Source organism: Mesorhizobium sp. B2-3-15 (assembly GCF_006442875.1).
Taxonomy (GTDB): domain Bacteria; phylum Pseudomonadota; class Alphaproteobacteria; order Rhizobiales; family Rhizobiaceae; genus Mesorhizobium; species Mesorhizobium australicum.
Genome location: NZ_VFVO01000008.1, coordinates 93120 through 107922 on the forward strand (window position 1 = coordinate 93120; position 14803 = coordinate 107922).

At 65.0% G+C, this 14803-nt stretch carries 12 protein-coding genes and 1 pseudogene; 12 read left to right on the forward strand and 1 reads right to left on the reverse strand.

Annotated features, from left to right (window positions below):
* Window positions 1-197: 197 nt before the first annotated feature.
* The 7 genes and pseudogenes from FJ954_RS17595 to FJ954_RS17625 all read left to right on the forward strand — a co-directional run bounded on the left by FJ954_RS17595 (window position 198) and on the right by FJ954_RS17625 (window position 5977).
* On the forward strand, window positions 198-1394 hold the full coding sequence (locus FJ954_RS17595; RefSeq protein WP_140662416.1) for a DUF932 domain-containing protein: 1197 nt from the start codon (window positions 198-200) through the stop codon (window positions 1392-1394).
* 183 nt (window positions 1395-1577) lie between these two features.
* Window positions 1578-1724 (forward strand): annotated as a pseudogene (locus FJ954_RS17600) (DUF2958 domain-containing protein); the annotation flags it as partial.
* 47 nt (window positions 1725-1771) lie between these two features.
* Window positions 1772-1972, forward strand: coding sequence for a hypothetical protein (locus tag FJ954_RS17605; protein ID WP_140662159.1), 201 nt, complete (start codon window positions 1772-1774; stop codon window positions 1970-1972).
* Between the two features lie 118 nt (window positions 1973-2090).
* On the forward strand, window positions 2091-4238 hold the full coding sequence (locus FJ954_RS17610) for a ParB N-terminal domain-containing protein (protein ID WP_140662160.1): 2148 nt from the start codon (window positions 2091-2093) through the stop codon (window positions 4236-4238).
* A 69-nt stretch (window positions 4239-4307) separates the two neighbouring features.
* Window positions 4308-4784: a hypothetical protein gene (locus FJ954_RS17615; RefSeq protein ID WP_140662161.1), complete on the forward strand. Its 477-nt coding sequence runs from the start codon at window positions 4308-4310 to the stop codon at window positions 4782-4784.
* Between the two features lie 86 nt (window positions 4785-4870).
* The gene (locus tag FJ954_RS17620) at window positions 4871-5263 is read left to right on the forward strand and encodes a hypothetical protein (RefSeq protein ID WP_140662162.1); all 393 of its coding nucleotides are present in this window, start codon (window positions 4871-4873) and stop codon (window positions 5261-5263) included.
* Between the two features lie 84 nt (window positions 5264-5347).
* The gene (locus tag FJ954_RS17625) at window positions 5348-5977 is read left to right on the forward strand and encodes a DUF1419 domain-containing protein (RefSeq protein WP_140662163.1); all 630 of its coding nucleotides are present in this window, start codon (window positions 5348-5350) and stop codon (window positions 5975-5977) included.
* 340 nt (window positions 5978-6317) lie between these two features.
* On the opposite strand, the gene FJ954_RS17630 is transcribed toward FJ954_RS17625, so the two are convergent.
* Window positions 6318-6794, reverse strand: a complete 477-nt coding sequence (locus tag FJ954_RS17630; protein ID WP_246681089.1) for a hypothetical protein — start codon at window positions 6792-6794, stop codon at window positions 6318-6320.
* Window positions 6795-6990: 196 nt separating this feature from the next.
* On the opposite strand from FJ954_RS17630, the gene FJ954_RS17635 reads away from it, so the two are divergent.
* The 5 genes from FJ954_RS17635 (at window position 6991) to FJ954_RS17655 (ending at window position 14698) form a co-directional block, all read left to right on the forward strand.
* Window positions 6991-11439 carry a strawberry notch family protein gene (locus FJ954_RS17635; protein WP_140662164.1) on the forward strand — a complete coding sequence of 1483 codons (4449 nt, stop codon included), beginning with the start codon at window positions 6991-6993 and terminating at the stop codon, window positions 11437-11439.
* Window positions 11440-11452: 13 nt separating this feature from the next.
* Window positions 11453-12511: a toprim domain-containing protein gene (locus FJ954_RS17640; RefSeq protein ID WP_140662165.1), complete on the forward strand. Its 1059-nt coding sequence runs from the start codon at window positions 11453-11455 to the stop codon at window positions 12509-12511.
* 245 nt (window positions 12512-12756) lie between these two features.
* A complete protein-coding gene (locus FJ954_RS17645; RefSeq protein WP_140662166.1) occupies window positions 12757-13698 on the forward strand; it encodes a DUF2493 domain-containing protein in 942 nt (313 codons plus the stop codon).
* A 205-nt stretch (window positions 13699-13903) separates the two neighbouring features.
* Window positions 13904-14188 carry a DUF1778 domain-containing protein gene (locus FJ954_RS17650; RefSeq protein ID WP_140662167.1) on the forward strand — a complete coding sequence of 95 codons (285 nt, stop codon included), beginning with the start codon at window positions 13904-13906 and terminating at the stop codon, window positions 14186-14188.
* Complete coding sequence (locus FJ954_RS17655; protein ID WP_140662168.1) at window positions 14189-14698, forward strand: GNAT family N-acetyltransferase; 510 nt, start codon at window positions 14189-14191, stop codon at window positions 14696-14698.
* Window positions 14699-14803: the final 105 nt, after the last annotated feature.

Consider the following 14803-nt stretch of genomic DNA (forward strand, 5'->3'; position numbering starts at 1 on the left):
GCTTGGCTGAACATCCGGCGTGCGGCTGGTCTTCACCTTGGGCGTTTCACCTTGGGCGTGTGTTTTGGCGCTGCCACGCCGGCGGGCACTTCGAGAGGCGACGGTGCGGCCAGCAGAGGAAGAGGGCAGGCGGGGCTTGCGGTGGGCGGACGAAGGTCCGGGGGAGAGGCTCCCGGCGTCCGCCGCGGAGCAAACTCATGACACAGATGGAAATTCAGGCACCGACGCTGAACGCGCGTGCAGGCTACAAGGTGGATGTGGGCCGCGGCCAGCGCGTCGGCCGTGTGTCGTCTGAATGGTTCAACCGACCAGCCGACGAGCGCTACCTGTCGCTCACCGACCTCCGGAACTCGGTGGGGGCCCGATCGCAGCGCAGCCGTACGCGCGTTGTCGAAAGCGAACGGATCCGCGTCGAAGCCAGCCGCGACGACGCTGAACGCCTCATGCTCATGCTGCCCGATGCCGAGGCACCGGTTGCACCCACGCATTGGAGTTTCGGTCAGCTTGCGAGCCTGGTCGGCGCACCAGCTGCTTACCTGCGCCAACTTCCGGCCCCGCTTGCCGCCATCAATCTCCAGTTCGGGCTGACCTCGCAGCGGGCCGAGCAGGTAAAAACGCTCGAAATTCAGAATGGCCGCGTCGAGCTTCGCGCCGTGACTGGCCCCGATTACGGCAGGATTTTCGACCACGAACTCGTCGAGGCAGTCCAGAAGATTGCCGGCAATGGCACCGGTGACACGCGCTGGAAGGTGCCCGGTGTACTCGATTGGTCGACCAGCATCTACAACCCCAATGTCGACATCTCGAAGGACACGACCACGCTCTATGCCTCGGACCGCGACATCTTTGTGTTCCTGGTCGACGACCTCAATCCGATAGAGGCCGGAAAGCTGCCAAACGGCGATCCGGATCTTTTCTTCCGGGGTTTCTACTGCTGGAATTCGGAAGTGGGCGCCAGGACACTCGGCATCGCGAGCTTCTATCTTCGTGCGGTTTGCCAGAACCGTAATCTTTGGGGCGTGGAAAATTTTGAGGAGATCACCATCCGGCATTCCAAATATGCGGCTTCGCGCTTCGCCGCTGAGGCGGAGCCGGCGCTGATCCAGTTCGCCGACTCCTCGCCCATGCCCTTCGTCAACGGCATCAAGGCAGCGCGCGAGCGCGTTGTTGCCCGCAACGACGATGATCGGACGACATTCCTGCGCAAGCGCGGCTTCTCGAAAGGCGAAACCACGAAGATAATCGATGCTGTGCTCACCGACGAAGGCCATCCGCCGGCATCGGTGTTCGACTTCGTCCAAGGTATCACCCGCGTTGCGCGCGACAAGCAGCATCAGGATGTGCGGCTCGAAATGGAAGGAAAAGCCAAGAAGCTCCTCGACCTCGCTCACTGATCCCCGCCCAGGCCGGCGATCCCACATATCAAAGCCGGCGTCCCTTTCATCGCCACTTCAAAGCGCCGTCCTCACAAGCACGAGGGCGGCGCCTTTCGTCGTGACGGACCACGAGGTCGGGAGGCGGGCTTTCGATCGTCCGTCATGGAGCGCGACCCATGCACGAATACCGCCAATACCCGAATGCCGCTGCTGACAGCTGACCAGCGTGAACAGATCCTCGCCAACGGCCGCCAGAGCGATCGCGACCATGTCCCGGTGGTCAAGTTCTTCAATCCGGTCGGGATCCGCACCTGGCTTGCAACCGAGCTTGATGCTGACGGCGACATCCCAGGCGTCGGAGCCACGTCCGCACCGGCCGAACCGAGGACCGCGCCATGAGCGATCGCCCCATTCTCCAGCTCTGTACCACTTTTGCCGAGTTCGAGACCCTGCACGAGCGGCACGATCGCACGCGCAGCACCAGCAGGACGGTCACCGTCGATCGCCAGGCGCTCATCCACATTCTCATGGACGATGCCCGCATGCTGGAGGCGCTGCGCAAAGCCGGACGAGCCGATGTCGCCGAACCGCATTGAGGCCGCCGGCTTGCGCCGGCGCGGCGGCCGCGAGAGGCAGAGGGCGGAGGGGAGGGTTCCTGACGGGTTTGGAGGTTCGGGGAGAGTTCCCGGGCCGCCCGTCATGGAGACCCTGACCATGGCAAAAAGCGCCATTCAGAAGATCGCAATGAACCCTTCGGAGAATATCGCCTACGACAAGCTTGTCCTGTCGCAGCAGAATGTTCGCCGGGTAAAGGACGGCGTCACCATCGAGCAGCTCGCCGAGGACATCGGCCGGCGCAAGCTCTTGCAGAGCCTGAACGTCCGTCCCGTCCTCGATGGAGACGGCGAGGAGACCGGCACCTACGAAGTGCCCGCCGGCGGTCGCCGCTATCTCGCGCTCGGCATTCTGGTCAAGCAGAAGCGTCTCGCGAAGAACGAGCCGATCCCCTGCATCGTCAATCGCAGCGGAACGACCTCGGCCGAGGAGGACTCGCTTGCCGAGAATGTACATCGCGAGAACCTGCATCCGCTCGACCAGTTCCGCGCGTTCAAGGCACTGAAGGAGCAGGGTCTCGACATCCAAGAGATCGCCGCCCGCTTCTTCGTATCGGCAGCCACCGTCAAGCAGCGCCTAAGGCTTGCCTCGGTATCGCCAAAGCTGCTTGAGCTCTACGAGAAGGACGAGATTCGCCTCGAGCAGATCATGGCGTTCTCGATCTCCAACGACCATGCCCGCCAGGAGCAGGTCTGGGAGCGCATCTCCGGCAACCCGCACATGCAGGAGCCCTATTACATCCGGCGCCTGCTCACGGAAACCACGGTTCGTGCCGACGATCGTCGCGCGGTCTATGTCGGCGCCGAGGCCTATGAAGCCGCGGGCGGCGTCATCCTCCGCGACCTCTTCGAGCAGGATTCCGGCGGCTGGTTCCAGGATGCGGCCCTTCTCGAGCAACTGGTCTTCGACAGGCTGAGAGCCGACGCCGAGAGCATTCGCGCCGACGGATGGAAGTGGGTCGAGGCGGCGATCAGCTTCCCTTACGGCCACACCTCTGGCATGCGGCGCGTTTATGCCGAGCCGGCGGAGTTGAGCACCGAGGAGATCGCCCGCTATGACGCGGTGAAGGCCGAGTATGATGCGCTCGATGCCAAATATGCCGAGATGGAGGATGCCGACCAGGAGATCGAGGACAAGCTCGATCAGCTCGGCGCCGAACTCGACGCGTTCAGCGATCGCCCCCAGGTCTATGACCCGGCGCAAAAGGCCATCGCCGGAGCGTTTGTGGCGCTCGGCGCCAGCGGCCAACTGCAGATCGAAGCTGGCTTTGTCCGCCCCGAGGACGAACCACGGGTCGAGACGGGCAATGACGATGAAGAAGCCGATCGCGACCCGTCGCAGTCCGACGACGACAGCGCCAATCACGTCGTCGTCAACGGCCGGTCCGTGAACGGCGCATCCAACACGGCCGAAGAGCCCGAGGATGAAGGGATCAAGCCGCTGCCCGATCGCCTCGTCTTTGATCTCACCGCACAGAAGACGCTTGCGTTGCGCAACGCCTTGGCAAGCGACCCCGACATCGCCTTCGTCACGGTTCTCCATGCGCTCGTGCTGCAGGTGTTCTATCGGTTCGCCAAGGACAGCTGCCTCGAGATCAACATGGTGAGCAACAGCCTCAGTCAGGTCCAGGGTCTGGCCGACACGCCCTGGGCGAAGGAGATCGCCGATCGCCACGAGGCCTGGGACAGGGATATGCCTGACAGCAACAATCTCTGGGAGTTCCTGCTTGGTCTCGACGAAGCGAGCCGCAAAGCGCTGTTCGCGCACTGCGCGTCGCTCTCGCTCAACGCCGTCGTCGAGCCCTGGAACAGGCGGCCGGGCGCGCTTGCCCATGCCGATGTGCTCGCCGCCACGCTTCAGTTCGACATGGTGGAGGCTGGCTGGTCGCCCACGGTGGACAACTATCTCGGCCGTGTCACCAAGGTCCGGATCGTTCAAGCCGTGCGCGAGGGACGCGGCGAGGATTCCGCACAGCTGATCGACCACATGAAGAAGGATTTGATGGCACGTGAGGCCGCTCGGCTTCTCGAAGGGTCGAACTGGCTGCCCGAGCCGCTGCGCCTTGATGGCGACAAGGCGGTTGCCAATGCCGGCGAGACCGCCATCGATGATGTGACGGATGAGACGGCTCTCGATGGCGATGCCGCCGAGCTGCCGGCCTTCCTCGCCGACGATACCGGCACGTCCTCCGATGAACCGGTGACCGAAACCGGCGAGGAACCCGACCACCTCCAGGCCGCCGAGTAATTGGCCCCGCTTTGCACCGGGCCCGGCATCCGCCGGGCCCCTTTTCGTGTTCCGACATGGAGATTCCGCATGTCCGCTCATATCGTCTACGATTCCGCCCCTCTGGGGAGCGTCATCCGCTACTGTGACGGCACGGCAAGACCGCCGGTCCACTTCAGAAAGAAGCTCGCCGCGTGGGAGAGCCGCAATGGCACCGGCCGCCTGGTGAAGAAGGAGCCGCCGCGAACGCGCGCGACCTATAGCTCGCCAGCCTGTTTCACCCTGCATGAGGGCGATTTCGGCCAAGGGGGCACCGTCGTTGTCTCGGTCCGGCGCACGTGGTCCGTCGAAAGCGACCTGCGCTTCGAGGTTGTCGAGCGTCCGTCGATCGGCACGGTCCGCGTCCTGCAGGACATCGGCGAAAGCCCGGAACTCCTGCATCTCGCCAGGGATCGCGAGGCCGCCGAACGCTGGCTCGCCAACAATCCGTATAGCCAGGCCTATCTCGAGGAGGTCTCCGCCGATGAGGTCGGTGCCGACGTCATCGACGGCCGCGCGGCTGCCTGACTTCCTCATCGCATTAAACCAACCCACGGCATGCCCGGCAGTCGCGCAAGCGATCGCCGGGCATGTTCCGTTTCATGGAGATCGACATGTTCGACTGGAACACAAGCTGCTCCTACAACGAGCAGCAGAAGAGACGTTTTCATACGAGGGCGCGCTCACGGCTGAAAGAGCTTGTCGCCGAACTTGACTTGCCGCCGGGTAGCTTTGACCTGCGCTCGAATAGGGCGGGTATCGCCGTATCCGGTGAAATCACCCTGCATCATGACCGCGCCTATATCCAGGTCGGCCAGTTCGGGCTGTCGTCGGGGCACGGTATTCTGATCCGCACCTGCAAGGGCCGCAAGGACTATACTGGCGGGGCCAACCACTTCGTCGCGCTCGGCATGCTCGATGACATCCCGGCGCTCGCCGCAGCGGTCCGCGCCATTACGGGCGTCGGATACGATGCCGCGCCTTCCGCGGATCGCCGCGCCGCCTGAACTGCCCATGATCCCGTCACCCGCCGACAGTCACCCGCTGCAGCGCTGCTGTGGTGGGCGACCGCCTATTTCCGGAGAGCAGCCATGTCCACCCATCCCCCGTTCCGAAAGGTGTTCGACGGCGTCGCAACGCGCGAGCAGATGTTCCAGCTCTTCAACCGGCATAAAGACACCCCGGGTATAGATCCAATTTCCGGCACGCCCTATGCCGGCGAGTATTTCGAGATTGCCGCCGAGCAATACCACTTCATGCTCGCGTTGCTGCCGCCGCTGTTCCAGCGAACCGGCATGTTCGGCATGTCCGAATACAAGGCTGGCAATGTCACCAGCGTCTTTTTCGCCATCAGGATCCGTGGCCGCGAACGATGGTTCCACGGCTTCTGCGACCTCTCCGACAAACGCAGTCCGGACGCCATGCGCGCGGCGATCATCGCCCACGAGACGGGCGCCGTCGACAGCATGACGCGCGAGGAAAAGCTGGAGGCGATCTGGTCCGCCACCCATTCCGACTTCAAGGGCATCGCCGGCGAGGCAAATCCGGACGCCTGGCCGCCGGAGCATCACGGCAAGCGAACCATCCTGATCAATGCTGGCGCGCAGGGGACAGTCTTCAAGCTGCTGGAAGATCTCTCCGACGAAGAGATCGACAATCGCATGCCAGCAATCCATGCACGGTCGAGGAGGGGAGGGGCGAGCGATGCGGAGCCATCATAAGCAGTCGCCGACGGCCAAACACACCTAGGACACGCACTCCGTGATCCTGCCGTCGCATGCCACCCGACGCTCGTCGTCGTCGATGCCTTCGGCGTAAAGCGTGGGCCGAAGAAGGCGCCCGCTTTCGCGCGATAGCCGATCAACTCCGGGGCGGCGACAATGCGCTCGACGTCTGTTCGGTCGCCACCGACCAGTTGCGCCGCGACGGGTTCCGATCGCGGCTGACACGAAGCAAAAGCGATCATCGAGGAACGCCGCGATCCCGATGAGCTGACAGAGCCACCAGGGTCATGATCAGCACCAACGCAGGACCGAAATCCTTTCCGAGCAAACCGTCAGATCACCGACGAAGGGCTTTTGGCAGCCGACGTTTCCAACGCTGCCCACGTGGCAAATTTGGTTCGTCGAGACGTCTGACACGTTTTCGAGGCGACCGTGCAGGCTCCTCGGCAGCGCCTTCCGTCTCGACCTCAGCAGGATGCGGCTCGGCATGGTTTGCGTCGGTAATGGCGTGCGCATCACCGTCTTCTGATGGGGTGTCCATGGAGGAGCCGGTAATGCTCGTGCAGTCAACGTCGACGATCGGATCGGGATCGCGATCATTCCCGACCGGCTCAAGGATCCCCTCGGAAACGGGCAAAGTGTCGGCGGCTACAGTGGAAAGGTCCAGGTCGCCCCAGATCGATCGCGGTTTTGCAGGACTGCCGCGCCTCTTCTTCACTTCCACGACAAAAGGTCGCGTGGGTCGTTTCATAATCGCGTTCCCTGGTGAGAATCGATCCCATTGCAGGATCCGGTCGTCATTTACTTCGGTCACGAGCAGCGGTCCACCAATCCCGCCGTCCCCGCGACCTCCAGCCGCTGGGTAGTCCGCAGCTTCCCTACCTGAATAGCCCTTCGCTACATCTCGCTTCTCGTCGCGAGAGGGAGAGCGGGGCCGGAAGGAGCGCGGCCCGGCCGGGGCACAGAGAGTGCCGGCGGGGCAGGCACTCTCTCCCGCGAAGGACATCTCCATGAACATTGTTTCGACCTTATCGACCGCCGCTCGGACGGCCCCTCCCGTTACAGCGCCGGCATCCGACGCCATCGACACCGCCCAGGCGATCCACCGGGCGGCCACGGAGCTTCTGCCTCTCCTCGAACAAGGCAAGCCCATCACTACGAGGACATTGCGCGTTGCCATGACCGACAGCTTCGGCGGCACCGACGCACAAGGCTTCTGGGTTTGGAAGGATGCCTATGAGGCGCTTGAATCTGCCCAGGTCCTGTTCATCCGCAGATTCGGACCGGCGATCTTGTCCCGGTCGGCCTCGCCCGAGGCAACGCTGGCGATGATGAGGCGGATCGCCGATCTCGTTCCCACCCACACACGGCGCTCCGACGAGAGCCAGGCCATGCAGCAGCTGTCGACGCCGCTGCCGCTAGCCTTCGTCACCGCTCAAGCGGCGGCGATCTCCTCTTCGGATGTCGTCCTCGAACCCTCGGCCGGCACCGGCCTGCTCGCGGTCCATGCCGAGATTGCCCGAGCCTCGCTCGCCCTCAACGAGCTTGCGATAACCCGCGCGGATCTGCTCGGCCTGCTGTTCCCGCGCGCTCCCGTTTCCCGGCACGACGCAGCCCATATCGACGATCATCTCGATACCGCCATCGAGCCTTCCGTCGTGCTGATGAATCCACCCTTCACGGTCGGCGCCTATATCGACGGCCATGTCTCCGATGCGGCATGGCGGCATCTGTCCTCGGCATTCGCCCGGCTGCGCGCCGGCGGGCGAATTGTCGCCATCACCGGCACCGGGCTTTCCCCTGAAAACCCCAAATGGCGAGCCGCCTTTGAACGGTTGCAGCGGCAGGGCACCACCGTCTTCACCGCGGCGATCGACGGCCGCGTCTATTCCCGCCACGGCACGACCGCCGAAACCCGCCTCACGATCATCGACAAGGTGCAGGCAGCCGATCCAGCACGTTTCGTCGCGTCGCCGGGCAAGGCTTTGGATGTTGAAACGCTGCTCGCCTGGATATCCGACCTGCCCCCCCGCACACCGGGCGGCTTCCGGGGCTCGATCGGCGCCCGCTCGAACCAGATCCTGCGCAATGCCGCCATGCAGATGGCTACGCGATCCGCGCCGGGAGCGGCACCTACGGCAACTGCTGCCAAAACAATCTGGCCTGTCCGTCAAGTTGCCCGGGCAAAGCCCAGCGGACCAGTCGTGCCAGACGCCACGCCTACGGTTCCGGTTGCCTATGAACTGCGCGACTGGATGCCCGAGGATGGCGGCCGGCTCACCGACGCGATCTACGAGCCCTACGCACTCCAATCGATCCACATCGCGCGCGCCAAGCCACATCCGACGCCGCTGGTGCAGTCGGCAGCCATGGCTGCGGTCGCGCCGCCAAAACCCTCCTATCGGCCTCTCCTGCCCGATGCGATCGTCGACGAGGGTCTGCTGTCCGACGCCCAGATCGAAAGTGTGATCTATGCTGGTGAGGCACATTCCGGCCATCTCGCCGGTACGTGGACGGTCGACGAAACCTGCGATGTCGTCTCGGCCGCCCCCGAAGGCGCCGAGAATGCGTACCGCTTCCGCCGTGGATGGTTCCTGGGTGACGGGACCGGTTGCGGCAAGGGCCGGCAGGTCGCCGGCATCATCCTGGACAACTGGCTGCAGGGCCGTCGGCGCGCGATCTGGATCTCCAAATCGGACAAGCTGCTCGAAGACGCCCAGCGCGACTGGGCAGCACTCGGCCAGGAACGTCTTCTCGTCCAGCCGCTCTCGCGCTATAGGCAGGGCACGCCGATCCGCCTTGCCGAAGGCATCCTCTTCACCACCTATGCCACCCTCCGCTCGCAGGAACGCGATGGCAAGAAATCCCGCATCGCCCAGATCCTCGACTGGGTCGGCAAGGACTTTAGTGGCGTCATCGTCTTCGACGAAGCGCACGCCATGGCCAATGCCGCCGGGGGAAAAAGCGAGCGTGGCGATGTTGCGCCTTCACAGCAGGGTAGGGCGGGGCTGCGGCTCCAGCATGCACTGCCCGACGCCCGCGTCGTCTACGTCTCGGCAACGGGTGCGACAGCAGTCGAGAACCTCGCCTACGCACAACGCCTCGGCATCTGGGGCAGCGAGGATTTTCCCTTCGCAAATCGTGCCGAGTTCGTAGCCGCCATCGAGGACGGCGGCGTCGCGGCCATGGAAGTGCTCGCCCGCGATCTCAAGTCGCTCGGCCTCTATGTGTCCCGTTCGCTCTCTTATGACGGCGTCGAATATGAGCTCCTCGAGCACGCGCTGACCGAGGAGCAGATCCGCATCTACAACGCTTATGCGGACGGCTTCCAGATCATCCACAACAACCTGACCGCCGCGCTCGAGGCCGCCAACATCACCAGCGGTCCAGCCACGCTCAACCGCGACGCCAAGGCGGCTGCGCGGTCGGCCTTCGAGAGCACCAAGCAGCGCTTCCTTTCGCACCTCATCACATCGATGATGACGCCCACCCTGATCGGCGCGATCGAACAGGATCGCACTCAGGGTCATGCGGCAGTGGTGCAGATCGTCTCGACCGGCGAGGCGCTGATGGAACGTCGGCTCGCGGAAATTCCCACAGAAGAATGGTCCGATCTGCATGTCGACGTGACGCCGAGGGAATACGTTCTGGGATACCTCAGCCATTCCTTCCCGACGCAATTGTTCGAGGAGTATTCCGACGCCGAGGGCAACGTCTATTCGCGTCCCATCCATGACGCGGACGGCAATCCGGTCCAGTGCCGGGAAGCGGTGCGCCGGCGCGACGAGATGATCGAGAAACTTGCATCGCTCCCGCCGGTCGGCAGCGCCCTCGACCAGATCCTCCACCATTTCGGCACCGACATCGTTGCCGAGGTGACCGGCCGCTCGCGTCGCATCGCCAGGAAGACCGGCCGCGACGGCATCGACCGGCTCGCCGTCGAGAACCGTCCGGGCTCGGCCAATCTCGCCGAGACCCAGAGTTTCATGGACGACGACAAAAACGTGCTGATCTTCTCGGACGCTGGCGGCACCGGCCGCTCATATCATGCCGATCTCGGGGCGAAGAACCAGAGGCTGCGCAAGCACTATCTGCTCGAGGCCGGCTGGCGCGCCGACAATGCCATCCAGGGGCTCGGCAGAACGCATCGCACCAATCAGGCGCAGCCGCCGCTGTTCCGGCCGATGGCCGCAAATGTCAAGGCAGGCAAGCGCTTCCTGTCGACCATTGCCAGACGGCTCGACACACTGGGCGCGATCACGCGCGGCCAGCGCCAGACTGGCGGGGCAGGGCTGTTCCGGTCCGAGGACAATCTGGAAAGCTCCTATGCCCGCGCCGCCCTGCGGCAATTCTACATGCTGCTGCACCAGGGCAAGATCGACGGTTGCTCGCTGATGACCTTCGAGACGGTCACCGGCCTGTCGCTGACCACCGAGGATGGTGGTTTGCGCGACGAACTCCCGCCGATCACGACCTGGCTAAACCGGCTGCTGGCGCTGCGCATCGAAACCCAGAATCTGCTGTTCGAGGTATTCGAGCAGCTAATGACGGCAAAGGTCGAGGGCGCCATCGCCGCCGGCAACTATGACAAGGGTTTGGAGACGATCACGGCGGAGAGCATTGTCGTCACTGATCGCCGGACCGTCTACACCCACCCGGTCTCGGGCGCGCAGTCTCATGTGCTCACCGTCGCCCGCAAGGATCGCATCCGGCCGCTCGGCCTGGTCGATGCGCTGGCCATCGCGCGCGCGGAGCCGCAATCGGTCCTGCTGGTCAACGCGTGGTCGAGCCGCGCGGCGATACAAATGCCAACCGCGAGCCTGATGCTCGACGACGGCACGATAGAGCATCGCGTGCGCCTGCTGCGGCCGACCGACGAGCTGCGCTTCGGTCTCGGCGCCCTGGCCGAGACCCATTGGGAGCCGGCTGACCGGAAGCAGTTCTGCGAGTTGTGGCAGTCGGAAGTGGCCGCCGTCCCGGAGTTCACCACCAGCACTTTCCACATCGTCACCGGCCTGCTGCTGCCGATCTGGCGTCGGCTGCCAGACCATGATTGTCAGGTCTACCGGATCCAGACCGATGCGGGCGAACGTATCATTGGCCGTCACATCGCTCCGACACTGGTCGCGAGTATGTTGCGCAATCTCGGTGTCGACTATGTGCCGACGCTCGCGCCCGAGGAAGCTTGGACTGGGTTGGCCAACGGACGGATCGGGGCGCAACTCGCCGACGGCCTGATCCTGCGCCGCAGCCGCGTCATGAATGACTACCGCGTCGAACTGATCGGCTTCACCGATGCGATGGTGCCGCGTTTGAAGGCTCTGGGTCTGATCGCGGAAATCATCTCCTGGAGGCTCAGGCTGTTCATTCCGATCTCTGCGCAGGGGTCGGCCATGCTCGCCTCGCTTCTTGAGCGCCATACGCTGGTCGGGGTCACCGACCGCACCGCAGCGGCTTGAAACGGAGGCGATTATGACCGGCTCGGCCTCCGAGCTGGCGCGCCACCTTGGTGACCATGCCGAGGCGGTGTGCCGCGAATATCTCTCCAACGGTTATCGCTCCGGCAATTACTGGATGGTCGGTGATGTCCGCAACACGCGCGGGCGGTCCATGCATGTACGGCTGAAAGCGAATGCCAAGGGCCCTGCCGGGAAGTGGGTCGATGAGCAAAGCGGGGAACATGGCGACCTGCTTGACGTAATCAAGCAAAGCTGCGGTCTGGTCGAGTTCCGTGAAGTCGCCGACGAAGCCCGTCGGTTTCTCTCCATGCCCCTGCCGCCGCCCCGGCCCACTGGCGCGCAGGGTCAAGCCGCCGCGACACGCGGCTCGCCTGACGCGGCACGTCGGCTGTTCGGCATATCCCAGCCGATCGTCGGCACGCTGGCCGAACGCTATCTGGCCGGCCGCGGCATCCTCTTGACCGCGCGTGAGCGCGCGTTGCGCTTCCACCCCGGCTGCTACTACCGCGATCTGGTGACCGGCGAGACGCAGACCCTGCCCGCATTGATCGCCGCCGTCACCAGTCTGGACGGACGCCTCACCGGCCTGCAGCGCACGTATCTCTCCCCCGGGCTGGACCCGAGCGGCAGGGTCGGCAAGGCGCAGCTCATCGATCCCCGTCGCTCGCTGGGTCACCTGTTCGGCAACGCCATCTGGCTCGGCCTTGATCCCCGCATGCCCATCCCGGTCATGGCCGCCGGCGAGGGCTTCGAGACGATGGCCTCGCTGCGCACAGTGATGCCGGCACTGCCGGTCGCCGCCGCCACCTCGGCCAATCACCTCGCCGGCCTGACCTTCCCGCCTGGCTGCCGTCGCCTTTACATCGCCGCCGATGCGGACGCCGCTGGGCGGCATGGCATCGAGCGTCTCAGCCGGCGCGCAGGTGAGGCCGGTATTCTCGCCATGGTGCTTCGCCCGCAGCTTGGCGACTTCAACGACGATCTACGACATCTCGGCCCGGCTCATCTCGCGGCAGGGCTCAGCGATCAGCTCCTCCGGGAGGATGCCCGTCTGCTCCTGCCGCCAGGATGAACGGCCAGAGCGGCAGGCGGGCCGGGCGGCGTCACCGGATAGCTTGCAGGCATGGCGGCGGTCCGCCGGAGAGGCCGCGCCCCGCGGCCTGCCTGAGAGGCGACCCCTGCCACCCCCCGGTCGTGGCCGCAACGGCTGCGCCGTCCTCCGCTTTGCTACGGCCTTCGGTGCGGCCGCGCCCGGCGCGCGGCCGGGATGCGCTGTCAGGCCGCGAAGGGCGCGGCCACAACCGACGGAGACCCGCCATGACCTACGAGCTTCCTTTCGACGACACCTACGAGCCCTACCACGCCTCCTCGCCGACCGACCGCGTCATCCTCGAACTGCAGATGTACGGCCACCGCCCGCATCAGGATGAACCTGATCCTCGGCCACTTCCCGACGATGAGGTGATCCGGGCCGGCCTCGCCGGAATCGTCGAGACCTTCGCCGGCATGCTCGGCGACACCAGGCTCGAACCCGATCTCGATGACCTGCTCTGGTCCTTCGCAAACGTCTTCCACCGTGCCGCCGAGCGCGTCGCCCGCAGCCTCGATCGCAATGAGGAGGCCCAGCGTTCAAGTCAGCAGGAGCAGGACGGTTCCGAGGTGAAGTCGGTCGAGTTGGAACGGCTCACTGCCGAGGGCATCACCTATATCGAGCGCCGCAACGTGCTGGAAATCATGCGCGACGAGGCCGCCGACCTCTACGAGGCACAAACAGGATCGGCATGGCGGCCGCGCACCGGCTCCAAGGTCTCCCACCAGGCAATGACCGCAGCCATGATCGACTCCAGAGACTTCCTCGCCGCCCGCCGTCACGCCGAAACCGAGGTGCTCGTCCCGGCCGGCACCAAGATTGCCTTCGCCGGTGGTCTCGACTGCAACGATCACGACCGGATCTGGGACGCGCTCGACAAGGCCCGCGAGAAGCATCCCGACATGGTCCTGCTCCACGGCGGCAGCCCGCGCGGCGCCGAACGTATCGCCGCCTGCTGGGCTGAGAACCGGAAGGTCACCCAGATCGCCTTCAAGCCGGATTGGAGCCGGCACGCCAAGGCAGCTCCGTTCCGCCGCAACGACCAGCTTCTCTCGGTGGTGCCCTACGGCCTGATCGTCTTTCCCGGCTCCGGGATCACCGAGAACCTTGCCGACAAGGCCCGTCGGCTCGGCATCCCCGTCTGGCGGTTCGCGGAGGGCGGCGCGTGAAGCGCCGCTTTCCTCGCAACCGCACTATCGAACCCGACCGGGCGCGGTCGGGTTCGGCCCGCGCGAAGCGCACCAAAGCCGCGCGCGAAGCACGGCACCTCCGCTTCCAAAGATCGTATCGATGCGGTGGAGCATTCCGCCAGGCAACGTGTATTGCGTTCAGCGTTACATAGACGTATATAAGTCCGCAGCACAGGAGCGCGCCATGGCCACCACAGCCCCGAGGAAGGAAACACCCGTCTCGATGCGGTTTCGCGATGATGATCTCACCATCATCGACCGCGGCGCGGAGCTGCTCGGCCTGTCGCGCACGGAGTTCATGCGACGCGCAGCACTCCACGAGGCGCAGGCGGCCATCCTCAACGAAACCGTCATCCGCGTGTCCCCGCAAGCCTATGACGCCTTCATGCAGGCGATCTCGGCGCCGGCCGCCGCGCCCCCAGCAAAGGCGGCCGAGCGGCTGCGTCGGTCCCCGCCCTGGGACCGCTAGGTGGCGCTTTCAGGCATCGAATTCCTCGACGACGCGCACCGCCTCGACAGCTTCGATTGCGGCAAGCCGGCGCTTAACACCTGGCTTGCCGGCTTCGCGCGAACGAACCAGGCCCGCGGGTTTACCCGCGTCCTGATCGTTCACGACGAGGGAATTGTCGTCGGTTATTACGGCCTTGCGCCGGGCGTGATCCAGCCAAACAGCGCACCGCGCGCCATCCGGACCGGACGGCCGCCCGATCCGATCCCCTGCCTGCTGATCGGACAACTCGCCGTCGACCACCGCTATGCCGGACAAGGAATCGGCAGCGGCCTGGTCAAGGACGCGCTGCATCGCTGCGTCGCCGGCGCCGACATCGTCGGCAGCCGCGCGGTGGTTGTGCGGGCGATCGACGCCGAGGCCGAGCGCTACTGGCAGAGCTGGGGGTTTGTCCCGTCGCGGGACAACCCGTCTATCCTGATGCGCTCGATCCAGGACGTGAGCCTCTGGCTGGTCGACAAAGGCCGCTAGCTCGCGGCGTGCTGCGCCACGGAATGGACAGGGCCTGGGCGCGCCGGCCTGCGGCCGGCCGGGCTCTAGTCGCGGCGTCCCGCCGCTCCCCGCGCCGGCTCCGCC

Coding starts and splice junctions, on each gene's coding strand:
- FJ954_RS17595 (WP_140662416.1), top strand. CDS start 198: ATGACACAGATGGAAATTCAGGCACCGACGCTGAACGCGCGTGCAGGC.
- FJ954_RS17605 (WP_140662159.1), top strand. CDS start 1,772: ATGAGCGATCGCCCCATTCTCCAGCTCTGTACCACTTTTGCCGAGTTC.
- FJ954_RS17610 (WP_140662160.1), top strand. CDS start 2,091: ATGGCAAAAAGCGCCATTCAGAAGATCGCAATGAACCCTTCGGAGAAT.
- FJ954_RS17615 (WP_140662161.1), top strand. CDS start 4,308: ATGTCCGCTCATATCGTCTACGATTCCGCCCCTCTGGGGAGCGTCATC.
- FJ954_RS17620 (WP_140662162.1), top strand. CDS start 4,871: ATGTTCGACTGGAACACAAGCTGCTCCTACAACGAGCAGCAGAAGAGA.
- FJ954_RS17625 (WP_140662163.1), top strand. CDS start 5,348: ATGTCCACCCATCCCCCGTTCCGAAAGGTGTTCGACGGCGTCGCAACG.
- FJ954_RS17635 (WP_140662164.1), top strand. CDS start 6,991: ATGAACATTGTTTCGACCTTATCGACCGCCGCTCGGACGGCCCCTCCC.
- FJ954_RS17640 (WP_140662165.1), top strand. CDS start 11,453: ATGACCGGCTCGGCCTCCGAGCTGGCGCGCCACCTTGGTGACCATGCC.
- FJ954_RS17645 (WP_140662166.1), top strand. CDS start 12,757: ATGACCTACGAGCTTCCTTTCGACGACACCTACGAGCCCTACCACGCC.
- FJ954_RS17650 (WP_140662167.1), top strand. CDS start 13,904: ATGGCCACCACAGCCCCGAGGAAGGAAACACCCGTCTCGATGCGGTTT.